This window comes from Pseudomonas sp. NPDC089395 (assembly GCF_044749525.1).
GTDB lineage: Bacteria > Pseudomonadota > Gammaproteobacteria > Pseudomonadales > Pseudomonadaceae > Aquipseudomonas.
Genome location: NZ_JBIVID010000017.1, coordinates 1 through 21,152, shown reverse-complemented (window position 1 = coordinate 21,152; position 21,152 = coordinate 1). Strand labels below are relative to the sequence as shown.

The following is a 21,152-nucleotide window of genomic DNA, read 5'->3' as shown; positions in this document are numbered from 1 at the left end:
CTCCTAGGGTCGAATCAAATGACCACTGGCCGGCAGGGGCTGGCCATCCAGTAATGCACCCTGTTCACCCAGGCGCAAGCGCCCCTCGGCAAACCAGTGCACTGCCAGCGGGTAGATCTGGTGTTCCTGGTGGTGTACCCGTTGTGCCAGGCTTTCAGCTGTATCAGCTGGCGCGACCGGTACCACTGCCTGTACGACCAGAGGGCCGCCATCGAGTTCCTCGGTGACGAAGTGTACGCTGCAGCCATGCTCGGTGTCGCCCGCTTCCAGCGCCCGTCGGTGGGTATGCAGGCCCTTGTACTTGGGCAGCAGCGACGGGTGGATATTGAGCAGGCGGCCTTGGTAGTGGCGCGCGAAGCCACCACTGAGGATGCGCATGAAACCGGCCAGTACCACCAGGTCCGGGGCGAAACCGTCGATGCGCGCCATCAGTGCATCATCGAAGGCTTCGCGGCCGTCGAAAGCGGTGTGGTCCAGCACGGCGGTGGCGATGCCGGCCGCCGCAGCCCGTTGCAGGCCGTAGGCATCGGCGCGGTTGGAAATCACCGCGGCGATGCGTACTGGGCTGGTTTCACCGCGGCAGCTGTCGATCAGGGCTTGCAGGTTGCTGCCGGAACCCGACAGCAGTACCACGACATTGCAGGGCGAACTTGGCATCAGTGTGCCTTGAGGTTCAGCAGCTCGACCTGGGCAGCGCCTTCGGCGGCCTGTTCGATACGGCCGATGACCCACGGCTGCTCGCCTTCGGCGCGCAGGACGTTGAGGGCGGCTTCGACCTGGTCCTGGGCTACGCAGATGACCATGCCGACACCGCAGTTCAGCACGCGGTGCATTTCGTGTTCATCGACGTTGCCTTTTTCCTGCAGGAAGTCGAACACTACCGGGCGCTGCCAGCTGGCCACGTCAACCACGGCCTGGGCGTTTTTCGGCAGGACACGCGGGATGTTGTCCAGCAGGCCGCCACCGGTGATGTGGGCCATGGCCTTGACCGCGCCGGTCTGCTTGATCAGTTGCAGCAGCGGCTTGACGTAGATGCGGGTCGGCGCCATCAGCAGGTCGGTCAGCGGCTTGCCGTCGAGCTGGGTGTTCTCGATGTCGGTGCCGGACACTTCGAGGATCTTGCGGATCAGCGAGTAACCGTTGGAGTGCGGGCCGGAAGAGGGCAGGGCGATCAGCGCATCGCCTGTGGCGACTTTGGAGCCGTCGATGATCTCGGCTTTTTCCACTACGCCGACGCAGAAGCCGGCCAGGTCGTAGTCTTCGCCTTCGTACATGCCTGGCATTTCGGCGGTTTCGCCGCCGACCAGGGAGCAGCCAGCCAGTTCACAGCCGGCGCCGATGCCGGTGACCACGGTGGCGGCCACGTCGACGTTGAGCTTGCCGGTGGCGTAGTAGTCGAGGAAGAACAGCGGCTCGGCGCCGCAGACCACCAGGTCGTTGACGCACATGGCGACCAGGTCCTGGCCGATGCTGTCATGCTTGTTCAGGTTCAGCGCCAGGCGCAGCTTGGTGCCGACGCCGTCGGTGCCGGAGACCAGCACAGGCTGTTTGTAGCCGGCCGGGATCTCGCAGAGGGCGCCGAAGCCACCCAGGCCACCCATGACTTCAGGGCGTGCGGTGCGTTTTGCCACGCCCTTGATGCGTTCGACCAGTGCTTCGCCGGCGTCGATGTCTACACCGGCGTCCTTGTAGCTCAGGGAGGGTTGCTTGCTCATTGATCCAGGCCTTTAAGAGGGAGGGATTCGTAAAAACGACCGTGACGGCCAAGGCCGGCTGGGAGGCACGGCTGCCTGAAACGTCAGAGGTCTGTGAAGGCGCGCGATTTTATCAGGGTTGCCGGGCAGCGGCCATCCTCAGGCCGACGGGCAGGGCAGGAAATGGTGAAAATCATGGCAAAGCCGAGCACTCTGTGGGCGCCGGCAAGCCGGCTCCCACACGGATCGCGCAAGCGGTCTCATCGGCGCTACAGGGTTTGTAGGGGCCACGCCCAAGCCTATATAAAGTAAAGGGAGCACTTTGCCCTCAGCAATGGTCCCACCCTGCGCTACGCTCACGTTGCTCTGTGTTATCTGGACAGGAATCCCCCATGCGTCTTTCCTACATTCTGGCCGCCACCTGCCTGGCGCTGGTCTCGCTCACCACGCAGGCCGAAACCGTCTCCAGCCTGTATCAGGTGCGTGAGCCGGTCGAAGGGCAGGGCGCCGAGGCCCGTGCCGCCGCCACCGTCAAAGCCCTCGATACCTTGGTGCAGCGCCTGACCGGCGACCCCAAGGCGGCGCAGAGCCCGGCGCTGGCCGAGCTGCGCAAGGACCCGCAACAAATCATCAACCAGGTCGGCAGCGAGGCGGGCCCGCCCGAGTCGGTGATGGTCGAGTTCGACCCAGGCAGCACTGAGCGGGCCCTGCGCAAGGCCGGACTGGCGCTGTGGGGCAGCAACCGGCCTTCGATGCTCGGTTGGTGGCTCAACGACAGTGCCGAGGGCAGCAATCTGGTGGGCGATGGCCAGGCCAGCGCCCAGCCCCTGCGCCGTGCAGCCCAGCACCGTGGCCTGCCGCTGCGCCTGCCGCTGGCCGACCTGCAGGAGCAACTGGTGGCCAATGCCAAGCAACTGGAAGGCAACGACCCCGCGCCGCTGCTCCAGGCCGCCGAGCGCTACGGCGCCGATGCCCTGCTGGCGGTGCACGCCCAGGAAGCCGACGGTAAATGGCAAGGCAAGTGGCAGCTGTGGCTGGGCAAGCAACACGAGCAAGGCAGCGCCGAAGGTGCCGACGAGGCCGCCCTGGCCGACGCGGTGATGCTGGCGGTCAGCAGCCGCCTGGCACCGCGCTACGTGACCCGGCCTGGCGCCAGCAGCCGAATGCAGCTGCAGGTGCAGGGCATGAACCTGCAGCGCTATGCCGAACTGGGCCGTGTGCTCGAACCCTACGGACCACGGCTGAAGATGGCCGATGGCAAGACCCTGACCTACGTCGTTACCGCCGACCGCGAGCAACTGCGCGCCCAGCTCGGCCTGGTCAAGCTGCAGGAATTGCCGGCCGAGCAGGCACCCGTCACGCCGCCAGCGCCCGCACCTGACACAACCTCACCGACGGGCCAGCCCGCCGCCAGCCCGCCTGTAGCCAAGCCGTTCGACGGCTTGCGCTTCCGCTGGTAAGGAGAGGCAAAGATGCTCGATACCCGTCGCTGGATCTGGCTGGGCGCGGCCCTGCTGATCGCCGTGCTTCTATATAGCTTGCACAACATTCTCTCGCCGTTTTTGGTGGGCATTCTGCTGGCCTACCTGGCTGACCCTCTGGTCGACCGCCTGGAGCGTCTGGGGCTTTCACGCACTTGGGGCGTGGTGGTGGTGTTCAGCCTGTTCACCCTCATCCTGCTGGCCTTGCTCTTGGTCCTGGTGCCCATGCTGGCCAAGCAGCTGTTGCGCCTCTATGAGCTGGCGCCACAGATGCTCGACTGGTTGCAGCACGAGGCGCTGCCCTGGGTACAGCACCGCCTGGGACTGGCCGATGGCTTCTGGAAGTTCGACAAGATCAAGGCGGCGATTGGCGAACACATGGGCCAGACCACCGATATCGTCGGCGTCCTGCTGTCCCAGGCCACCGCGTCGAGCCTGGCGCTGCTGGCCTGGCTGGCCAACCTGGTGCTGATCCCGGTAGTGGGCTTCTACCTGCTGCGCGACTGGGACGTGATGATGGCCAAGCTGCGCGGCCTGCTGCCGCGTCAGCGTGAGTCGCAGGTGGTGGGGCTGGCGGCGGAATGCCATGAAGTGCTGGGGGCGTTCGTGCGAGGCCAATTGATGGTGATGCTGGCCCTGGGGGTCATCTATTCCGCAGGCTTGATGTTGGTGGGGCTGGAGCTGGGGCTGCTGATCGGCATGCTGGCAGGCTTGGCAGCCATCGTCCCGTACATGGGCTTCATCATCGGTATCGGTGCGGCACTGGTCGCCGGGTTGTTCCAGTTTGGCGGCGATCTGTACCCGATGCTGGGTATCGTCGCGGTGTTCATGGTCGGACAGGCGCTGGAAGGCATGGTGCTGACGCCGCTGCTGGTTGGCGACAGGATTGGCCTGCATCCGGTGGCAGTAATCTTCGCCATTCTCGCCGGCGGCGAGCTGTTCGGGTTCACGGGAGTGTTGCTGGCATTGCCCGTCGCGGCGGTGATCATGGTGCTGTTACGGCATGTGCATGATGTCTACAAAGAGTCGGGCATGTATGCCGGTGACATCGATCCTGAGTTGTGACAGCAGGGCCGCGCTGCGGCCCTTTCGCCGGCAAGCTGGCTCCCGCAGGGTACAGTGGTGCTCCCACTGCGCAAGCCGGCTTGCCGGCGAAAGGGCTGAACAGCAGCCCCAGACAGTGCAACTTGTTGATTTTGCTTATGCTATTTGCCTGGGCGATTGTGCCCCCCGCGTTGCGGGTATAGACTTTGCACACCGTTCATTTAAGGCCCCCTGTGGTCCTCTCGACCGCCCGCCAGCATGAAACCACCGATCCAGTTGCCCTTGGGTGTGCGTCTGCGTGATGACGCCACCTTCATCAACTATTACCCGGGCGCCAATGCCGCGGCATTGGGCTATGTCGAGCGGTTATGCGAAGCCGACGCCGGCTGGACCGAAAGCCTCATCTACCTGTGGGGTAAGCAGGGCGTTGGCCGCAGCCACCTGTTGCAGGCCGCCACCCACCGTTTCCAGCAGCGCGGCGAACCTGCCGTGTACTTGCCGCTGGCACAATTGCTCGACCGTGGCGTGGAGCTGCTCGACTACCTGGCCCAGTACGAGCTGGTGTGCATCGATGACCTGCATGTGATCGCTGGCAAGGCGGACTGGGAAGAGGCGATGTTCCATCTGTTCAATCGCCTGCGCGACAGCGGTCGGCGCCTGCTGCTGGCGGCGTCGGCTTCGCCCCGGGAACTGCCGATCAAGCTGCCTGACCTCAAGTCGCGCCTGACCTTGGCCCTGGTGTTCCAGATGCGCGGTCTTTCCGATGAAGACAAGCTGCGAGCCCTGCAGCTGCGTGCTTCTCGCCGTGGCCTGCACCTGACCGATGAGGTCGGCCATTTCATCCTCACCCGCGGCACCCGCAGCATGAGTGCGCTTTTCGACCTGCTCGAACGCCTCGATCAGGCCTCGTTGCAGGCGCAACGCAAGCTGACGATCCCGTTCCTGAAAGAGACCCTCGGCTGGTAAGCCCCGTGTTTGCTGGGCTGCGAGCGAAAAACAAAAAAGTCACATGTTTTTCGATAAAATTTGCAAATGGTCCCGATAGAAGGCATAGTTTCCCCCTTCTAAAGGATTACAGACACGGTCGTGCCCATGCTCAAGCGCTTTGCACCCCTCGTGCCACTCGCACTCGTGACCCTGCTGATTGGCTGCGCGGCCCAAGCCCCAGTTTCCCAGCCACAGGATCACACCTCGATCGCCCGCCAAGCGGCGATCGATGCCAAGGCTTCTCCTTCGTCGGTATTCGGTGAAGAGATGCAGGCTACCGAAGATGACCTGGAGGCCTTCTCCAGCAGCAAGCCTTACCAACTGCCGGTCCTGGCCGACAGCATCCTCGAACGCGGCATGTCGCTGATCGGCACCCGCTACCGCTTCGGCGGCACCACCGAGGCCGGTTTCGATTGCAGCGGTTTCATCGGCTACCTGTTCCGCGAAGAAGCTGGCATGAACCTGCCACGTTCGACCCGCGAAATGATCAACGTCGACGCGCCCAAGGTAGCCCGCAACAAGCTCAAGCCAGGCGACCTGCTGTTCTTCAGCACCAATGGCCGTGGGCGCGTCAGCCACGCCGGCATCTACCTGGGTGACAATCAGTTCATCCACTCCAGCAGCCGCCGCAGCGGTGGCGTGCGCATCGATAATCTCGGTGACCGCTACTGGAGCAAGACCTTCATCGAAGCCAAGCGTGCCTTGGCCATGGCGCCGGCCAGCAATATCGCGCGCAACTGATATCAAAATGCTATATCCTGCCACGGCGGCGATGCTTAAAAGCTCGCCGCCGTGCGCGTTTACAAAAAGCGTCTAATCTAAATTCTCAACACTTTTCGGCTGCGGCCCTGCGGTCTCAGACAGGATGTTCTGGCCATGGCGATAATGGCGCGCTTCGCATTCTTTTCCCTGGTGGCATTGCTTGCTGCCTGTTCCAGCCGTGCCCCGGCACCGGTCCCCGTGGCCAAGCCACAGGTCACCTACGCCCCTGCCGCCACCTCGCCGATAGCCGATGACGTGCTCATCCGCGCCATTGGCCTGGTGGGCACCCCTTATCGCTGGGGCGGCAATACCCCCGATTCCGGTTTCGATTGCAGTGGTCTGATCGGCTATGTCTACCGCGATGCCGCGGCCATCAGCCTGCCGCGCACGACCCGCGAGATGATCGTCATGCGAGCGCCCACCGTTGCATCCAATGCGCTGCAATCGGGCGACCTGGTGTTCTTCGCCACCGGTGGTGGTTCGCAGGTCAGCCATGCGGGCATCTACGTGGGTGAGGGGCGCTTCGTTCATGCGCCTTCGGCAGGTGGCACGGTGCGTCTGGACTACCTGTCCAACAGCTACTGGGCCAAGGCCTACCTGCAAGCCAAGCGAGTGATTCCACCGGGGCACCTGGCGCAGAACCCTTGACCGTAGCGGGTGGCTATCGCACTTTGCTCACCCGCCAGACCACATTGCCCACATCATCAGCCACCAGCACCCCACCGTGCTGATCGCTGGCCACCCCGACCGGCCGCCCCATGGCCTTGCCCTGGTCATCGAGGAAGCCGCTCAGCAAGTCTTGCGGTTTGCCTGCCGGCTTCCCGGTGCTGTCAAACGGCACGAAGATCACCTTGTAGCCACTGTGCGGCTTGCGGTTCCACGACCCATGCTGGCCAATGATCGCGCCTTGCCCAAAGGGCGATGGCAGGGCTCCCGGCTCGATGAACATCAGCCCCAGTGACGCGGTGTGCGGCCCCACGGCATAGTCCGGCGCCAGGGCCTGCGCGACCTTTTGCGGATCCTGAGGCTTTACCCGCTCGTCCACGTGCTGCCCGTAGTAGCTGTACGGCCAGCCATAGAAACCACCGTCCTTGACCGATGTGATGTAGTCAGGCACCAGGTCGCTGCCGATCTCGTCTCGCTCGTTGACTGCCGTCCACAAGGCGCCGCTGTGGGGCTCCCAGGCCAAACCATTGGGGTTGCGCAGCCCTGAGGCATAGATCCGGTGCTGGCCGCTGGCCGGGTCCACTTCCCAGATCGCTGCGCGGCCTTGCTCCTGATCCATGCCGTTCTCACCGACGTTGCTGTTCGACCCGACGGTGACGTACAGCTTGGTGCCAGCAGGGTTGGCGATCACATTCTTGGTCCAGTGGTGGTTGAGCGGGCCACCCGGCAGGTCGATGACCTTCTGGCCTTGCTCGCGGATCTTCATGGCGCCGGGTTCGTAATGGAAACGCAGCAGCTGATCGGTGTCGGCAACGTAGAAATCCCTGCCCACCAGCACCATGCCAAAGGGTGAATTGAGGCCCTCTATGAACGTGCTGCGCATTTCCGCGACACCGTCGTGGTCGGCATCGCGCAGCAGGGTGATGCGGTTGGGGCTGGGCACGGCCGCGCCTGCACGTTTCATCGCCTTGCCCATGACCCAACCACGGATGCCCTTGCCGTCTTCCGGCTTGGGCGGGGCGTTGGTTTCGGCCACGAGCACGTCGCCATTGGGCAATACGTAAAGCCAGCGAGGATGATCGAGCCCGTCGGCGAACGCGGTGACCTGTGTGCCCGTTGCCGCCATGGGTTTGCGTCCTTCCGGCCAGCCGATGGCGGGGGCGATGTTGACGGTCGGGATCAGCGTCTTGTTGGGGGCGGGCAGCTGCGGCGCAGGGCCTGTGCCGTCGATTACCTCCAGGTGGGCGGTGTCGCCACAACCTGCCAGGCAGGCGCCGAGCACCCACGGTAAGACTATGTACATGCGCTTCATGGTCACCACCCTCGGAGTTTGGTCCATGACTATTCTGAGCTTGCCCCGTTGCCGGTGGTTCATTCGGGCGAGGCTGCAGGCGCCCATGAGCAAATCGTCCCGGTCGATTGACGCTCCCGGTGCAACCCTCTAACCTTCGCGGCGTGTTTCAGGTGCCCTGCCAGCCTCGACTGGGCAGGGTGAAACTGGGAAGCCGGTGGGCGCCAGCAAGGCGCGATTCCGGCGCTGCCCCCGCAACGGTAAGTGAGTAGCAGGCCGCGCAGGGCCACTGGATGCCAGCATCCGGGAAGGCGCGCAGGCTTGGGCCAAGGCCCGCTCACGAGCCCGGAGACCGGCCTGTCACTGCCAACGGCATCACGGAGGGTGATGCGCGGTGCACTGTGGCGTCCGGCCACGGCCCCTGCGCGTTCTCCGTCTGCCTGTCTATCGACCTGTCGCCGCTCTTTCGTGGCGTCAGCCTGCGGAGAACCCTGATGAGCGAACCCACCGACCGCGACGAACGCCACCTCGCGCGCATGCAGCGCAAGAAGGCGATCATCGACGAGCGCATCGCCAATTCCCCTAACGAATGCGGCCTGCTGCTGGTGCTGACCGGCAATGGCAAGGGCAAGAGCAGCTCGGCCTTCGGCATGCTCGCCCGCGCTCTTGGCCACGGCATGCAGTGTGGCGTGGTGCAGTTCATCAAGGGCCGCAACAGCACCGGAGAGGAGCTGTTCTTCCGGCGCTTCCCCGAGCAGGTGCGCTACCACGTGATGGGCGAGGGCTTCACCTGGGAAACCCAGGACCGCCAGCGCGACATCGCCGCGGCCGAAGCGGCCTGGGCTGTTTCCCGCCAGTTGCTGCAGGACCCGTCGGTGCAGTTCGTCGTGCTCGATGAGCTGAACATCGCCCTCAAGCATGGCTACCTCGACCTTGATCAGGTGCTCGGCGACATCCAGGCCCGGCCACCGATGCAGCACGTGATCGTCACCGGCCGCGCGGCCAAGCCCGAAATGATCGAACTGGCCGATACCGTCACCGAGATGGGCATGCTCAAGCACGCCTTCCAGGCCGGTATCCGCGCCCAGAAGGGCGTGGAACTGTGAGTCAGAGCCGCCATTGCCCGGCCGTATTGATCGCGGCACCCGCCTCTGGCCAGGGCAAGACCACTGTCACCGCCGCCTTGGCACGCCTGCACCGCAACCTCGGGCGCAAGGTACGGGTGTTCAAGTGCGGGCCAGACTTTCTCGACCCGATGATCCTCGACCGGGCCAGCGGTGCGCCGGTGTACCAGCTCGACCTGTGGATGATCGGTGCGCAGGAAAGCCGCCGCCTGCTGTGGGAAGCGGCAGGCGAGGCCGACCTGATCCTCATCGAAGGGGTGATGGGCCTGTTCGACGGCACGCCCTCGAGCGCCGACCTGGCGCGCCACTTCGGCGTGCCGGTACTGGCCGTGATCGATGGTACGGCCATGGCCCAGACCTTTGGTGCCCTGGCCCTGGGCCTGGCGCGTTACCAGGCGGACCTGCCATTCGCCGGCGTGTTGGCCAACCGGGTCGGTAGCCTACGCCACGCACAGCTGCTGGAAGGCAGCTTGACCGAGGGCCTGCGCTGGTATGGCGGCCTTTCGCGCGAGCGCGGCATCGAGCTGCCCAGCCGCCACCTGGGCCTGGTGCAGGCCAGCGAACTGAATGACCTGGATGCGCGCCTGGACGCCGCCGCCGAAGCCTTGGGCGCCAGCTGCGACGCCGCCTTGCCACCGCCGGTGGCCTTCGCCGAGCCCGAGCCGCTAGCGTGCGCTGCATCGCTGGCCGGCGTGCGCATCGGCGTGGCGCAGGATGAAGCGTTTGCCTTCACCTACGGTGCCAACCTCGATTTGCTGCGCACGCTTGGCGCGCAGCTCGAATTCTTCTCGCCCCTGCACGACCGTGAGCTGCCGGAGGTGGACAGCCTGTACCTGCCAGGCGGTTATCCGGAGCTGCACCACCACGCGCTGGCTGCCAACACACCGATGTGCGAGGCGATCCGTGCCCACCATGGCGCCGGCAAGCCCTTGCTGGCCGAATGTGGCGGCATGCTTTACCTGCTCGATGCCTTGACCGATGTGGCGGGCGAACGCGCCGAGTTGCTCGGCCTGCTGCCGGGCGAAGCGACCATGCAGAAGCGTCTGGCGGCCCTGGCCCTGCAATCAGTGGAATTGCCGGAAGGGACCCTGCGCGGCCACACCTACCATCATTCGCTGACCAGCACCGAACTCGAGCCGATTGCCCGTGGCCTGAGCCCCAATGGCGGGCGCGGCAACGAAGCGGTGTATCGCCTGGGCCGCCTGACGGCCTCTTACGTACACTTCTATTTCCCCTCCAACCCTGATGCGACGGCGGCGCTCTTGCAACCATGAGCGAACACGCATACAGCGCCGCCGAGCGCGCCGCGATCTACCGGGCGATCGGTGAACGCCGTGACATGCGCCACTTCGCTGGCGGCACCGTAGCCCCTGAACTGCTTGGCCGCTTGCTCGCTGCCGCGCATCAGGCGCCCAGTGTCGGCCTGATGCAGCCCTGGCGCTTCATCCGTATCAGCCAGCGTGCCCTGCGCCAACGCATTCAGGCACTGGTCGAGCAGGAGCGGGTGCGCACGGCCGAGGCCTTGGGCGAACGTGCCGACGATTTCATGAAGCTCAAGGTCGAAGGCATCAATGACTGTGCCGAAGTGCTGGTGGCCGCCTTGATGGACAATCGCGAGCCCCATGTTTTCGGCCGCCGCACCCTGCCCGAGATGGACCTGGCCTCGCTGGCCTGCGCCATCCAGAACCTCTGGCTGGCGGCCCGGGCCGAGGGCCTGGGCATGGGTTGGGTGTCGCTGTTCGATCCGCAGGCGCTGGCCGAGCTACTGAGCATGCCCGCTGGGGCGAAGCCAGTGGCGGTGCTGTGCCTGGGGCCGGTGACCGCGTTCTACCCGGCACCCATGCTGGCCCTGGAACACTGGGCCGAGGAACAGCCGTTGAGTGAAATGCTCTTTGAGAACCAATGGGGAGAGCGCCCATGAGCGTGGCCTTGCTGACCGTGGCCGGCGTGGCCCTGGATGCCTTGCTGGGCGAGCCGCAGCGGCGCCACCCGCTGGTGGCCTTCGGTAACCTGGCGTCGAGCCTTGAGCAGCGCCTGAATGCGGGGGGCCGCGGCTGGCGCAGCCATGGCGTGAGCGCCTGGTTCCTGGCCGTGGTGCCACTGACCCTGGTGGCGTTGATTCTGTCCTGGCTGCCCTATATCGGCTGGCTGGTGGATGTGCTGGCGCTGTATTGCGCGCTGGGCCTGCGCAGCCTTGGCGAGCATGTGCTGCCGGTGGCCAGTGCCTTGCGCCAGGGCGACCTGGAGGAGGCGCGGCGGCGTGTTGGCTACCTGGTCAGCCGCGAGACGCGCGAGCTGGATGAGCCGGCTGTGGCCCGGGCGGCCACTGAGTCGGTGCTGGAGAACGGCAGCGATGCGGTATTCGCCGCGTTGTTCTGGTTCATCGTCGCCGGCGCGCCCGGGGTGGTGCTGTATCGCCTGAGCAATACCCTGGATGCGATGTGGGGCTATCGCAACGAACGCTTCGAGCGTTTTGGCTGGTGCGCGGCGCGCATCGACGACGGGCTCAACTATATTCCTGCCAGGTTGGTGGCCTTGACCTACGCACTGCTTGGCAAGACCCGTCTGGCGCTGGCCTGCTGGCGCAAGCAAGCCCCTTTGTGGGATAGCCCTAATGCTGGCCCGGTCATGGCGGCCGGCGCCGGGGCCCTGGCGGTCGAGCTCGGTGGCCCGGCGGTGTACCACGGCGAGCTGCATGAGCGGCCCCGCCTGGGTGAAGGTCCAATGGCCGATGCCGACGCCATCGAGCGCGGCTGGAGCCTGGTACAGCGCGGCGTGTGGCTATGGCTGCTGCTGATTTGCCTGGGAGCGTACCTCGATGCTTGAACATGGTGGCCGCCTGTTGCGGGCGATACGCCAATACGGGATTGCGCGTGAAGACTGGCTCGACCTGTCCAGTGGGATCGCGCCCTGGCCTTATCCGATCCCGGTGATCCCGAAGGATGCCTGGGCGCGTTTGCCGGAAACGGACGACGGCCTTGAGGCCGCGGCATGCCGTTACTACGGCGCACACCAGGTGCTGGCGGTGGCCGGTTCGCAGGCGGCGATCCAGGCCTTGCCACACTTGCGCCCGCGCGGGCGCGTCGGTGTGCTGTCGCCGTGCTACGCCGAGCATCCGCACGCCTGGCAACGCGCCGGGCATACGCTGATCGAACTGCAACAGGACCAGGTCGAGGCGACCCTCGACAGCCTTGACGTGCTGGTGCTGGTCAACCCCAACAACCCGACCGGCCAGCGCGTGCCCCGCGAGCGCCTGCTGCACTGGCACGCCCGCCTGGCCGCGCGCGGCAGCTGGCTGCTGGTCGACGAGGCCTTCATGGACAACACCCCCGCGCACAGCGTGGTCGACTGCGCCGAGCGCCCCGGCCTGATCGTGCTGCGCTCGTTTGGCAAGTTCTTCGGCCTGGCCGGGGTGCGGCTGGGCTGCGTGGCAGCCGAGCTGCCGCTGTTGCAGCGCCTGGCCGACAGCCTTGGGCCGTGGACCGTCAGCGGCCCGACTCGCGTGCTGGCCCAGGCGTGCTTCGCCGATGAGGCCGCGCATCAGGCGCAGATCGAGCGCTGCGCCCAGGCCAGCCAACGCTTGGCCACGCTACTCAAGCACTGCGGCCTGGCGCCCAGCGGCGGCTGCGACCTGTTCCAGTACGTGCGTAGCGAACGTGCTTCGCACTTTTACGATTTTCTCGCCCGCCGCGGCATTCTGGTCCGTCTGTTCGAGCAGCCTGCTGCCGTGCGCCTGGGCCTGCCTGCCGGCGAAGCCGATGAACAGCGCCTGGCCCAGGCGCTGGCCGCTTATCAGAAGGAAACGGCATGACCACGCTCATGGTGCAAGGCACCACCTCCGATGCCGGCAAAAGCACGCTGGTCACCGCCCTGTGCCGCTGGCTGCTGCGCCAGGGCATCGGTGTGGTGCCGTTCAAACCCCAGAACATGGCGCTCAACAGCGCGGTGACCGCCGACGGTGGCGAGATCGGCCGGGCCCAGGCGGTTCAGGCCCAGGCTTGTCGGTTGGCGCCTCACACCGACATGAACCCGGTGCTGCTCAAGCCCAACAGCGACACCGGCGCCCAGGTAATCATCCATGGCCGCGCGGTCACCAGCATGAATGCGGTGGCCTATCACGACTACAAAGTCGTTGCCATGCAGGCGGTGCTGGCCTCGCACCAGCGGCTGAAGGCGGCCTATCCGGTGGTGATGGTGGAAGGGGCGGGTTCGCCAGCCGAAATCAACCTGCGCGCCGGCGACATCGCCAACATGGGCTTTGCCGAAGCGGTCGACTGCCCGGTGATCCTGATCGCCGACATCAATCGCGGCGGCGTCTTCGCCCACCTGGTCGGCACCCTGGAGCTGCTGTCGCCCAGCGAACAGGCGCGAATCAAGGGCTTCGTCATCAACCGCTTCCGCGGTGACATTGCCCTGCTGCAGCCCGGCCTGGACTGGCTGGAGGCGCGCACCGGCAAACCGGTGCTGGGCGTGCTGCCGTACGTCACCGACCTGCACCTGGAGGCGGAAGACGGCATCGACGTGCGCCAGGGCAGCAAGCAAGCGCGCGTGCTCAAGGTGATCGTCCCGGTGCTGCCGCGCATCAGTAACCACACCGATCTCGACCCGCTGCGCCTGCACCCGCAGGTGGACCTGCAATTCATCGGCCCCGGCCAACCGATTCCGCCGGCGGACCTGATCATCCTGCCCGGCTCCAAGAGCGTGCGCAGCGACCTGGCGCACCTGCGCGAGCGCGGCTGGGACACGGCCATCGCCCGGCACCTGCGCTACGGCGGCAAGCTGATCGGGATTTGCGGCGGCCTGCAGATGCTCGGCCGCGAAGTGCACGACCCGCTTGGTCTGGAAGGGCCGGCCGGCTCAAGTCCGGGGCTGGGGCTGCTCGACTACGCCACGGTGCTTGAAGCCGAGAAGCAGCTGCGCAATGTGGCTGGCACCTTGAACCTCGAAGGCTCGCCGGTGGCAGGCTATGAGATTCATGCCGGTGTCACCACAGGCGCAGCGCTGCAACAGCCCGCCGTGCAGCTTGCCGATGGCCGCAGTGACGGTGCTGTCAGTGCCGACGGGCAAATCCTCGCCACCTATCTGCATGGCCTGTTCGAAGGCAGCCAGTCGTGCGCCGCACTGCTGCGCTGGGCCGGTCTTGAAGCGGTGCAGACCATCGATTACGAAGCCCTGCGCGAACGCGACATCGAGCGCCTGGCCGACCTGGTGGAACAGCATCTGAATAACGCCCGGCTGCGCCAATTGTGTGGAGTCGCCTGACATGCTCAATCTCATCCTTGGCGGTGCCCGCTCAGGCAAGAGCCGCCTGGCCGAACAGCTAGCGAGCGACAGCGGCCTGCCAGTGACCTACATCGCCACCAGCCAGGCGCTGGACGGCGAAATGAATGAGCGGGTGCAACTGCACCGACAACGCCGGCCTGCCGAGTGGGGGCTGATCGAAGAGCCGCTGGCGCTGGCCGCCGTGCTGCGTGCCGAAGCCGCCGAAGGGCGCTGCCTGCTGGTGGATTGCCTGACCCTGTGGCTGACCAACCTGCTGATGCTCGAAGACGAGCAACGCCTGGCCGAAGAGCGAGATGCACTGCTCGACTGCCTGGCGCAGTTGCCCGGCACGCTCATTCTGGTCAGTAACGAAACGGGCCTGGGCGTCGTGCCCATGGGCGAACTCACACGACGCTACGTCGATCTGGCCGGTTGGCTGCATCAGGCCGTGGCCGAACGTTGCCAGCGCGTGGTACTGACCGTCGCCGGCCTGCCTCTCATGCTCAAAGGACCTGCACTATGAACCAACCCTGGTGGCGTGACGCCTGCCAACCGCTCGACAACGCCGCCATGGAGCAGGCCCGCGCCCGCCAGCAGCAACTGACCAAACCCACCGGTTCGCTCGGCCAGCTGGAAGGGCTCGCGGTGACGCTGGCCGGTTTGCAAGGGCGTGAGCGGCCGACCCTGGAGCGGGTCGCGATCACGATCTTTGCCGGTGACCATGGCGTGGTCGAGGAGGGCATTTCGGCCTACCCGCAGGCGGTGACCGGGCAGATGCTGCGCAACTTTGTGGGCGGTGGCGCGGCGATCAGCGTATTGGCGCGCCAGCTGCAAGCCAGCCTTGAAGTGATCGACCTGGGGACGGTCGACCCGCACCTGGAGCTGGCGGGGGTACGCCACCTGCGCCTGGGCGCCAGCACGGCCAACTTCGCGCGCCAGCCGGCGATGACCGATGGCCAGTTGCAGGCGGCCCTGCAGGCGGGCCGTGACAGCGCCCGACGCGCGGCTGAAAACGGCGCGCAACTGTTCATCGGCGGCGAGATGGGCATCGGCAACACCACGGCCGCTGCGGCCCTGGCCTGCATCCTGCTGGGCTGCCCGGCCCGTGACCTCAGCGGCCCAGGCACCGGACTGGACACCGCCGGCGTGCGGCACAAGGCCGAAGTGATCGAGCGTGCCCTGGTGCTGCATGGCTTGCGCGCCGACCAGCCCCTGGAGGCCCTGGCCTGCGTCGGTGGCTTCGAGATCGCCGCGTTGGCCGGTGCTTACCTGGCCTGCGCGCAGCAGGGCATCGCGGTGCTGGTGGACGGTTTCATCTGCAGTGTCGCTGCGCTGGTGGCGGTGCACCTCAACCCGCAATGTCGTGCCTGGCTGCTGTTCGCCCACCAAGGCGCCGAGCCTGGGCACAAGGCCCTGCTTGCCGCACTGGACGCCGAACCGCTGCTGGCCCTGGGCCTGCGCCTGGGCGAGGGCAGCGGTGCGGCGCTGGCCGTGCCACTGCTGCGCCTGGCCTGCGCCCTGCACGGGCAGATGGCGACCTTCGCCGAAGCGGCGGTGGCGGACCGCCCGGCATGATCCTCGACCTGCTGCGCCACGGTGAAACCGAGCAAGGCGGCCTGCGCGGCAGCCTCGACGATGCCCTGACCGATAAAGGCTGGGCGCAGATGCGCGCGGCGGTGGTCGCGGGTGGGCCTTGGCAAGTGCTGGTCAGCTCGCCGTTGCAGCGCTGTGCACGCTTTGCCGACGAGCTGGGCGCGCGCCTGGGCCTGCCGGTGCAGCGTGAAGCTGACTTGCAAGAGCTGCATTTCGGCGAGTGGGAAGGGCGCAGCGCCCTGCAGATCATGGAAACCCAGGCAGATGAGCTCGGGCGTTTCTGGGCTGACCCTTATGCTTATACGCCGCCTGCTGGCGAGCCGGTCAGCGCGTTCGCCGAGCGTGTCCTGGCGGGCATCGAACGCCTGCGCCGGGAGCATTCAGGCAAGCGCGTGTTGCTGGTCACCCATGGCGGCGTCATGCGCCTGTTGCTGGCGAGGGCCCGGGGTTTGCCCAAGGAGCAGCTGTTGCAGGTCGAGGTTGGGCATGGGGCGCTGGTGCAGCTGGATTTGACGGGCGACCTGCTGCTGGAGGTGTGCTGAGATGCTGCCTTTCTGGATCGCCTTGCAGTTCCTCAGCAGCCTGCCGGTACGTTTGCCGGGTATGCCCGAGCCGCAACAAATGGGGCGCTCGTTGCTGTACTACCCCTTGGTGGGGCTGCTGTTCGGCCTGCTGCTGTGGTTCGCCAGTCACCTGCTGCAGGGGGCGCCGGCGCCGCTGCAGGCGGCCTTGCTGCTGACGCTGTGGGTATTGCTCAGTGGGGCCTTGCACCTGGATGGTCTGGCTGACAGCGCCGATGCCTGGCTGGGCGGGTTCGGCGACCGGGAACGCACGCTGCAGATCATGAAAGACCCACGCAGCGGGCCGATTGCCGTGGTCACCCTGGTGCTGGTGTTGCTGCTGAAATTCTGCGCCTTGTGGGTGCTGGTCGAGCGCGACGCAGGTGCATTGCTGGTGCTGGCTCCGGTGGTGGGGCGGGCGGCGATGCTAGGCTTGTTCCTTTGCACGCCCTACGTGCGCCCGGGCGGCCTGGGGCAGGCCTTGGCCGAGCACCTGCCACGGCATGCAGGCGCTTGGGTGCTGCTGGCCAGCGTGTTGGGGTGCCTTGTCTTTGCTGGGTGGGGCTCGGTCTGGGCGATGCTGGCGGCGCTTGGGGTGTTCTGCTGGTTGCGACGGCTGATGTGCCAACGCTTGGGCGGGACGACCGGGGACACCGCCGGGGCTCTGCTGGAGTTGCTGGAGCTCACGGTGCTGTTGGGGCTGGCGCTCACGTTTTGAAGCGGGGCTGGACCAGGAACGGGCCGGTCCGATGGGCAGTCATTTCCAGCAACGTATGAGCACCACTTTTCTCACTCAGGCGGAGTATCTTCGGCCTCCTGTCCAATCGGCCAGGGAGGCCTTCCATGTATCGCTGGATCCTTGCCAGCCTGCTGGCGTTGTTTGCTCCGCTCGCCACCGCCGCCGACCTCATCGACTTCTGGAATGTCCCCCGCCACGGCGGCAACAGTTTCAATCGCCTGCCGCCCGATCAGCCCTACTTCGAGGCCTTGCGCGGCTATGGCGCCACTTGGGTGCGGCTTTCCTACGATAAATGGCAGCCGGCGCAGCGCGACTTTCTGCTGGGCGATGCCGACCACTACCAGGGCCTGCCCGAAGCGGACCTGGATCGCCTGCGTGCCACCCTTGATCGCGCCCATCAGGCCGGGCTCAAGGTAGTCATCACGCCGCTGTCATTGCCGGGCATGCGCTGGTCGCAGAACAACCAAGGCCAGTTCGACGACCGCTTGTGGCAGAACAAACGCTTCTGGACTCAGGCCGCCGCGTTCTGGCGAGACCTGGCCCGCGAGTTGAAGGACCATCCGGCCATTGCCGCCTACAACCTCATCAATGAACCGGCCCCGGAGAAGCAGGGCGGCCTGGCCGAGCATGCCCCTGCGCAGCAGATGCAGCAGTGGTATGCGCAGGCAAAAGGCGGCGCACGTGACCTGCCAGCGCTGTATCGCGAACTGCTCGCGGCCATCCGCGAAGTGGATGCGCGCACGCCTGTCATGGTCGACGCGGGTTGGTATGCGGGCGCCGATGCTTTCAGCTATTGGCCTGAACCGCTGCCGGACGAGCGCGTGCTCTACAGCGTACACATGTACGAGCCCTATGCTGCCACCAGTGCGCCGAACATGGCGCGCAAGCAGCCGCTTGCCTATCCTGGCCCGGCGCCATTCGCGGGGGAGCGTCAGCACTGGGATGGCCAGCGTGTCGCGCATTACCTTGCCCAGCCGCTGGCATGGGTGGAGGCGATGAAGGTGCCACGCTCACGACTGGTTGTCGGCGAGTTCGGGTGCATGCGGCGCTTGCCAGGGTGTCGGCAGTACCTGGAAGACGTCCTCACGGTACTGGAGCGTAACCGGCTGCATTGGGCCTTCTACAGCTTTCGTGAAGACAGCTGGGACGGCATGGATTACGAACTCGGCTCGGCAAAGGTGCCGTGGCGTTATTGGCAGGCCATCGAGCAGGGCATCCCGGACACTTTGCCCCGGCGCGCCACGGCGGAGTTCGAGCCTATTCGGCAGCGGTTGGCACCATGAAATTTCTTGCAACACCCAGGTTACGGGTATATACACGTAATCATGTTGACCAGTGAATGCATCTGCACCCATTTGCGTCGCGCCGCCCGCGGGGTGAGCCGACACTACGACGAGGCCCTGTCGGGCTTCGGCATCAACGTTGCCCAGTTTTCCCTGTTGCGCCATCTACAGCGGCTCGATCGCCCCAGTATCACCACGCTGGCCGAGGCCATGGGCCTGGAGCGCAGCACCCTGGGCCGCAACCTGCGGGTGCTGGAGGCGGAGGGCTTGGTGGCCTTGGCTGACGGTGACGACCAGCGTAACCGCGTGGTGCTGTTGACCGAGGCGGGGGCGGCGCGCCTGCGGCTCGCCCATCCGGCATGGGAGCACGCGCAGGCGTCGTTGGTGGAGCACTTGGGCGAAGGGCAGCGGGATGAATTGGTGCGCTTGCTGGAGCGGTTGGCCTGATCGGCTTCGATTGAACGCGGGTATATACCCGCATAACCTTGCGATGTGCTGGAGATAACGACAATGACTTCGGTGTGGCGAACCAGCGGGTGGATTCTGGTAGGGGCGGCATTGATCCTGGCGCTGTCACTGGGTGTCCGGCACGGCTTCGGCCTCTTTCTGGCGCCGATGAGCGCCGATTTTGGCTGGGGCCGCGAGGTGTTCGCCTTCGCCATTGCCCTGCAGAACCTGATCTGGGGCCTGGCTCAACCCTTTGCCGGCGCCCTGGCCGATCGCCTTGGTGCGGCGCGGGTGGTCATCATCGGTGGCATCCTCTATGCCGCTGGCTTGTTGTTGATGAGTACGGCCGATTCGGCCTGGTCGCTGTCGCTCAGTGCAGGCCTGCTGATTGGTATTGGCCTGTCCGGCACGTCGTTCTCGGTCATTCTGGGTGTGGTCGGCCGCGCCGTACCGGCAGAAAAACGCAGCATGGCCATGGGCATCGCCAGCGCCGCCGGTTCGTTTGGCCAGTTCGCCATGCTGCCAGGCACCCTCGGACTGATCGAATGGCTGGGTTGGTCGGCCGCGTTGCTGGTGCTGGGTCTGATGGTGGCGTTGATCGTACCTTTTGTCGGCCTGCTGCGTGATCGCCCACTGCCGAGCCACGGTGCCGAGCAGACGCTGGGCCAGGCCCTGCGCGAGGCCTGTTCGCATTCCGGCTTCTGGCTGCTGGCCCTGGGCTTCTTCGTCTGTGGTTTTCAGGTGGTGTTCATCGGCGTACACCTGCCGGCCTACCTGGTCGACCAGCATTTGCCGGCGACCACCGGCACCACGGTGCTGGCGCTGGTCGGGCTGTTCAACATCGTTGGCACCTACACCGCCGGTTGGCTGGGCGGGCGGATGTCCAAGCCCCGCCTGCTGACCGCCTTGTACCTGCTGCGGGCGGTGGTGATCGGCTTGTTCTTGTGGGCACCGGTGAGTGAGGTCAGTGCCTACCTCTTCGGCATTGCGATGGGCCTGCTGTGGCTGTCGACCGTGCCTTTGACCAACGGCACGGTGGCCACGGTATTTGGCGTGCGCAACTTGTCCATGCTGGGTGGCATCGTGTTCCTGTTCCACCAGTTGGGCGCCTTCCTGGGCGGCTGGCTGGGTGGTGTGGTGTATGACCAGGCCGGCAACTACGACCTGGTCTGGCAGATCTCGATCCTGCTCAGTCTACTGGCTGCTGCCCTCAACTGGCCGGTGCGCGAGCGCCCGGTCGCTCGCCTGCAGGCGCAAGCCGCATGAACCGCTACCTGGCCCGCGGGCTGCTGCTGGCGGCCGCGGTGATGGCCTTGGTGCTTGTGGGGTGGGGCTGGCACCGGGGTGGGTTGGCGTTGATGCAGCTGGGCATGGGTGTTTGTTAAGCGCTACCCTGCAAGTTCAAGGACTGTCTTGCAGGAGAAACCTTTGATGCGTACCCACTGGTTGACGATGCCATTGCTGGTTTTGCTTACCGCCACTTCGAGCTGGGCCGCCGATTGCCCGGCGCTGTTGCAGGGTAGCTTGCCCGAGCTGCGCGGCAAGGAGCAGGTCGACCTGTGCCAGCGCTTTGCCGGCAAGCCGTTGGTGGTGGTCAACACGGCCAGCTATTGCGGTTTTGCGCCGCAGTTCGAGGGGCTTGAGGCGACGTACAAGGAATATCACGAGCAGGGTTTGGAAATGCTCGGCGTGCCTTCGAATGACTTCAAGCAGGAAGATGCTGACGCGGAGAAGACTGCCAAGGTCTGTTATGCCAATTATGGTGTGACGTTCACCATGACCAAGACGCAGGCGGTGAGGGGCAAGGATGCGATTCCGCTGTTTGTGGAGCTGGCGCAGCAAAGCAGCGCGCCGAAGTGGAATTTCTACAAGTATGTGGTGGATCGCAAGGGCAAGGTGATCGGCAACTTCTCCAGCCTGACCAAGCCTGATGATCCGGAGTTCCGGTCGGCGATCGAAAAGGCGATTGCATCGCAACCCTGACTCCTGAATCAGTGTTTTAGCTCCAGCTCCAGCTCCAGCTCCAGCTCCAGCTCTTGCTTCGGCTTTTGCTTCGGCTTTTGCTTCTAAGCGCGCGATAGTCCAGGCGCCGCAGAGTGCGACTTCAGGAGGCCGAACGGAGGGCTTGCGGAGGGAGGCGACGGGCATGGATGCCCGTCGAGCGCTGGGCCCCAGGATGGGGCCTGCAGCGCGGTCCTCCCGGGAGCAAGACCGGAGTG

Annotated in this window: 23 protein-coding genes and 1 riboswitch; of the genes, 20 read left to right on the top strand and 3 right to left on the bottom strand. The window is 65.6% G+C overall.

Going from position 1 to position 21,152, the window contains the following annotated elements; all coding sequences use genetic code 11:
• Window positions 1–3: 3 nt before the first annotated feature.
• Entirely contained in the window at window positions 4–657 is a 654-nt protein-coding gene (purN, locus tag ACIPZG_RS24950) for a phosphoribosylglycinamide formyltransferase (RefSeq protein WP_008092174.1), read from the bottom strand.
• On the bottom strand, window positions 657–1,715 hold the full coding sequence (purM, locus tag ACIPZG_RS24945) for a phosphoribosylformylglycinamidine cyclo-ligase (RefSeq protein ID WP_400717865.1): 1,059 nt from the start codon (window positions 1,713–1,715) through the stop codon (window positions 657–659). Before purM ends, purN begins: the two co-directional genes overlap by 1 nt.
• A 371-nt stretch (window positions 1,716–2,086) precedes the next feature.
• Between purM and ACIPZG_RS24940 the strand changes: the two genes are divergently transcribed.
• The 5 genes from ACIPZG_RS24940 (at window position 2,087) to ACIPZG_RS24920 (ending at window position 6,616) form a co-directional block, all read left to right on the top strand.
• Window positions 2,087–3,154 carry a DUF2066 domain-containing protein gene (locus tag ACIPZG_RS24940; RefSeq protein ID WP_400717863.1) on the top strand — a complete coding sequence of 356 codons (1,068 nt, stop codon included), beginning with the start codon at window positions 2,087–2,089 and terminating at the stop codon, window positions 3,152–3,154.
• Window positions 3,155–3,166: 12 nt separating this feature from the next.
• Window positions 3,167–4,240 carry an AI-2E family transporter gene (locus ACIPZG_RS24935; protein ID WP_400717861.1) on the top strand — a complete coding sequence of 358 codons (1,074 nt, stop codon included), beginning with the start codon at window positions 3,167–3,169 and terminating at the stop codon, window positions 4,238–4,240.
• A 237-nt stretch (window positions 4,241–4,477) separates the two neighbouring features.
• Window positions 4,478–5,185, top strand: coding sequence for a DnaA regulatory inactivator Hda (hda, locus tag ACIPZG_RS24930; protein ID WP_008092169.1), 708 nt, complete (start codon window positions 4,478–4,480; stop codon window positions 5,183–5,185).
• Between the two features lie 126 nt (window positions 5,186–5,311).
• A complete protein-coding gene (locus tag ACIPZG_RS24925; protein WP_400717859.1) occupies window positions 5,312–5,947 on the top strand; it encodes a C40 family peptidase in 636 nt (211 codons plus the stop codon).
• Window positions 5,948–6,082: 135 nt separating this feature from the next.
• Entirely contained in the window at window positions 6,083–6,616 is a 534-nt protein-coding gene (locus tag ACIPZG_RS24920; RefSeq protein ID WP_400717856.1) for a C40 family peptidase, read from the top strand.
• 13 nt (window positions 6,617–6,629) lie between these two features.
• Here ACIPZG_RS24920 and ACIPZG_RS24915 read toward each other — a convergent pair whose 3' ends face one another.
• Window positions 6,630–7,946 carry a PQQ-dependent sugar dehydrogenase gene (locus tag ACIPZG_RS24915; RefSeq protein ID WP_400717853.1) on the bottom strand — a complete coding sequence of 439 codons (1,317 nt, stop codon included), beginning with the start codon at window positions 7,944–7,946 and terminating at the stop codon, window positions 6,630–6,632.
• Window positions 7,947–8,079: 133 nt separating this feature from the next.
• Window positions 8,080–8,301: riboswitch (cobalamin riboswitch) on the top strand.
• Window positions 8,302–8,419: 118 nt separating this feature from the next.
• Here ACIPZG_RS24915 and cobO point away from each other — a divergent pair.
• The 15 genes from cobO (at window position 8,420) to ACIPZG_RS24840 (ending at window position 20,916) form a co-directional block, all read left to right on the top strand.
• Window positions 8,420–9,031: a cob(I)yrinic acid a,c-diamide adenosyltransferase gene (gene cobO, locus ACIPZG_RS24910; RefSeq protein WP_008092160.1), complete on the top strand. Its 612-nt coding sequence runs from the start codon at window positions 8,420–8,422 to the stop codon at window positions 9,029–9,031.
• The gene (locus ACIPZG_RS24905; RefSeq protein WP_400717851.1) at window positions 9,028–10,323 is read left to right on the top strand and encodes a cobyrinate a,c-diamide synthase; all 1,296 of its coding nucleotides are present in this window, start codon (window positions 9,028–9,030) and stop codon (window positions 10,321–10,323) included. Before cobO ends, ACIPZG_RS24905 begins: the two co-directional genes overlap by 4 nt.
• Complete coding sequence (gene bluB, locus ACIPZG_RS24900) at window positions 10,320–10,970, top strand: 5,6-dimethylbenzimidazole synthase (protein WP_400717849.1); 651 nt, start codon at window positions 10,320–10,322, stop codon at window positions 10,968–10,970. Before ACIPZG_RS24905 ends, bluB begins: the two co-directional genes overlap by 4 nt.
• Window positions 10,967–11,875, top strand: coding sequence for an adenosylcobinamide-phosphate synthase CbiB (cbiB, locus tag ACIPZG_RS24895; RefSeq protein WP_400717846.1), 909 nt, complete (start codon window positions 10,967–10,969; stop codon window positions 11,873–11,875). Before bluB ends, cbiB begins: the two co-directional genes overlap by 4 nt.
• Window positions 11,868–12,860, top strand: a complete 993-nt coding sequence (gene cobD, locus ACIPZG_RS24890; RefSeq protein ID WP_400717844.1) for a threonine-phosphate decarboxylase CobD — start codon at window positions 11,868–11,870, stop codon at window positions 12,858–12,860. Before cbiB ends, cobD begins: the two co-directional genes overlap by 8 nt.
• Window positions 12,857–14,311, top strand: a complete 1,455-nt coding sequence (locus ACIPZG_RS24885) for a cobyric acid synthase (protein WP_400717841.1) — start codon at window positions 12,857–12,859, stop codon at window positions 14,309–14,311. Before cobD ends, ACIPZG_RS24885 begins: the two co-directional genes overlap by 4 nt.
• A gap of 1 nt (window position 14,312) precedes the next feature.
• Window positions 14,313–14,834 carry a bifunctional adenosylcobinamide kinase/adenosylcobinamide-phosphate guanylyltransferase gene (gene cobU / locus ACIPZG_RS24880; protein ID WP_400717839.1) on the top strand — a complete coding sequence of 174 codons (522 nt, stop codon included), beginning with the start codon at window positions 14,313–14,315 and terminating at the stop codon, window positions 14,832–14,834.
• Window positions 14,831–15,886, top strand: coding sequence for a nicotinate-nucleotide--dimethylbenzimidazole phosphoribosyltransferase (gene cobT / locus ACIPZG_RS24875; protein WP_400717836.1), 1,056 nt, complete (start codon window positions 14,831–14,833; stop codon window positions 15,884–15,886). The genes cobU and cobT overlap by 4 nt, the downstream gene beginning before the upstream one ends.
• Entirely contained in the window at window positions 15,883–16,446 is a 564-nt protein-coding gene (locus ACIPZG_RS24870; RefSeq protein ID WP_400717833.1) for a histidine phosphatase family protein, read from the top strand. The genes cobT and ACIPZG_RS24870 overlap by 4 nt, the downstream gene beginning before the upstream one ends.
• 1 nt (window position 16,447) lies before the next feature.
• Window positions 16,448–17,182, top strand: a complete 735-nt coding sequence (locus ACIPZG_RS24865; protein WP_400717831.1) for an adenosylcobinamide-GDP ribazoletransferase — start codon at window positions 16,448–16,450, stop codon at window positions 17,180–17,182.
• Window positions 17,183–17,373: 191 nt separating this feature from the next.
• Window positions 17,374–18,486, top strand: coding sequence for a glycoside hydrolase family 5 protein (locus ACIPZG_RS24860; protein ID WP_400717969.1), 1,113 nt, complete (start codon window positions 17,374–17,376; stop codon window positions 18,484–18,486).
• 42 nt (window positions 18,487–18,528) lie between these two features.
• Window positions 18,529–18,933, top strand: coding sequence for a MarR family winged helix-turn-helix transcriptional regulator (locus tag ACIPZG_RS24855; protein WP_400717828.1), 405 nt, complete (start codon window positions 18,529–18,531; stop codon window positions 18,931–18,933).
• 63 nt (window positions 18,934–18,996) lie between these two features.
• Entirely contained in the window at window positions 18,997–20,199 is a 1,203-nt protein-coding gene (locus ACIPZG_RS24850; RefSeq protein WP_400717826.1) for an MFS transporter, read from the top strand.
• Window positions 20,196–20,318, top strand: a complete 123-nt coding sequence (locus ACIPZG_RS24845; protein WP_400717823.1) for a hypothetical protein — start codon at window positions 20,196–20,198, stop codon at window positions 20,316–20,318. The genes ACIPZG_RS24850 and ACIPZG_RS24845 overlap by 4 nt, the downstream gene beginning before the upstream one ends.
• Window positions 20,319–20,364: 46 nt before the next feature.
• Window positions 20,365–20,916, top strand: a complete 552-nt coding sequence (locus ACIPZG_RS24840) for a glutathione peroxidase (RefSeq protein WP_400717821.1) — start codon at window positions 20,365–20,367, stop codon at window positions 20,914–20,916.
• The last annotated feature ends 236 nt before the right edge of the window (window positions 20,917–21,152 follow it).

What these genes read in the sequence shown, in the direction of transcription:
- purN (WP_008092174.1), bottom strand. Translation starts at nt 657, where the DNA reads ATGCCAAGTTCGCCCTGCAATGTCGTGGTACTGCTGTCGGGTTCCGGC.
- purM (WP_400717865.1), bottom strand. Translation starts at nt 1,715, where the DNA reads ATGAGCAAGCAACCCTCCCTGAGCTACAAGGACGCCGGTGTAGACATC.
- ACIPZG_RS24940 (WP_400717863.1), top strand. Translation starts at nt 2,087, where the DNA reads ATGCGTCTTTCCTACATTCTGGCCGCCACCTGCCTGGCGCTGGTCTCG.
- ACIPZG_RS24935 (WP_400717861.1), top strand. Translation starts at nt 3,167, where the DNA reads ATGCTCGATACCCGTCGCTGGATCTGGCTGGGCGCGGCCCTGCTGATC.
- hda (WP_008092169.1), top strand. Translation starts at nt 4,478, where the DNA reads ATGAAACCACCGATCCAGTTGCCCTTGGGTGTGCGTCTGCGTGATGAC.
- ACIPZG_RS24925 (WP_400717859.1), top strand. Translation starts at nt 5,312, where the DNA reads ATGCTCAAGCGCTTTGCACCCCTCGTGCCACTCGCACTCGTGACCCTG.
- ACIPZG_RS24920 (WP_400717856.1), top strand. Translation starts at nt 6,083, where the DNA reads ATGGCGATAATGGCGCGCTTCGCATTCTTTTCCCTGGTGGCATTGCTT.
- ACIPZG_RS24915 (WP_400717853.1), bottom strand. Translation starts at nt 7,946, where the DNA reads ATGAAGCGCATGTACATAGTCTTACCGTGGGTGCTCGGCGCCTGCCTG.
- cobO (WP_008092160.1), top strand. Translation starts at nt 8,420, where the DNA reads ATGAGCGAACCCACCGACCGCGACGAACGCCACCTCGCGCGCATGCAG.
- bluB (WP_400717849.1), top strand. Translation starts at nt 10,320, where the DNA reads ATGAGCGAACACGCATACAGCGCCGCCGAGCGCGCCGCGATCTACCGG.
- cbiB (WP_400717846.1), top strand. Translation starts at nt 10,967, where the DNA reads ATGAGCGTGGCCTTGCTGACCGTGGCCGGCGTGGCCCTGGATGCCTTG.
- cobD (WP_400717844.1), top strand. Translation starts at nt 11,868, where the DNA reads ATGCTTGAACATGGTGGCCGCCTGTTGCGGGCGATACGCCAATACGGG.
- ACIPZG_RS24885 (WP_400717841.1), top strand. Translation starts at nt 12,857, where the DNA reads ATGACCACGCTCATGGTGCAAGGCACCACCTCCGATGCCGGCAAAAGC.
- cobU (WP_400717839.1), top strand. Translation starts at nt 14,313, where the DNA reads ATGCTCAATCTCATCCTTGGCGGTGCCCGCTCAGGCAAGAGCCGCCTG.
- cobT (WP_400717836.1), top strand. Translation starts at nt 14,831, where the DNA reads ATGAACCAACCCTGGTGGCGTGACGCCTGCCAACCGCTCGACAACGCC.
- ACIPZG_RS24870 (WP_400717833.1), top strand. Translation starts at nt 15,883, where the DNA reads ATGATCCTCGACCTGCTGCGCCACGGTGAAACCGAGCAAGGCGGCCTG.
- ACIPZG_RS24865 (WP_400717831.1), top strand. Translation starts at nt 16,448, where the DNA reads ATGCTGCCTTTCTGGATCGCCTTGCAGTTCCTCAGCAGCCTGCCGGTA.
- ACIPZG_RS24855 (WP_400717828.1), top strand. Translation starts at nt 18,529, where the DNA reads ATGTTGACCAGTGAATGCATCTGCACCCATTTGCGTCGCGCCGCCCGC.
- ACIPZG_RS24850 (WP_400717826.1), top strand. Translation starts at nt 18,997, where the DNA reads ATGACTTCGGTGTGGCGAACCAGCGGGTGGATTCTGGTAGGGGCGGCA.
- ACIPZG_RS24845 (WP_400717823.1), top strand. Translation starts at nt 20,196, where the DNA reads ATGAACCGCTACCTGGCCCGCGGGCTGCTGCTGGCGGCCGCGGTGATG.
- ACIPZG_RS24840 (WP_400717821.1), top strand. Translation starts at nt 20,365, where the DNA reads ATGCGTACCCACTGGTTGACGATGCCATTGCTGGTTTTGCTTACCGCC.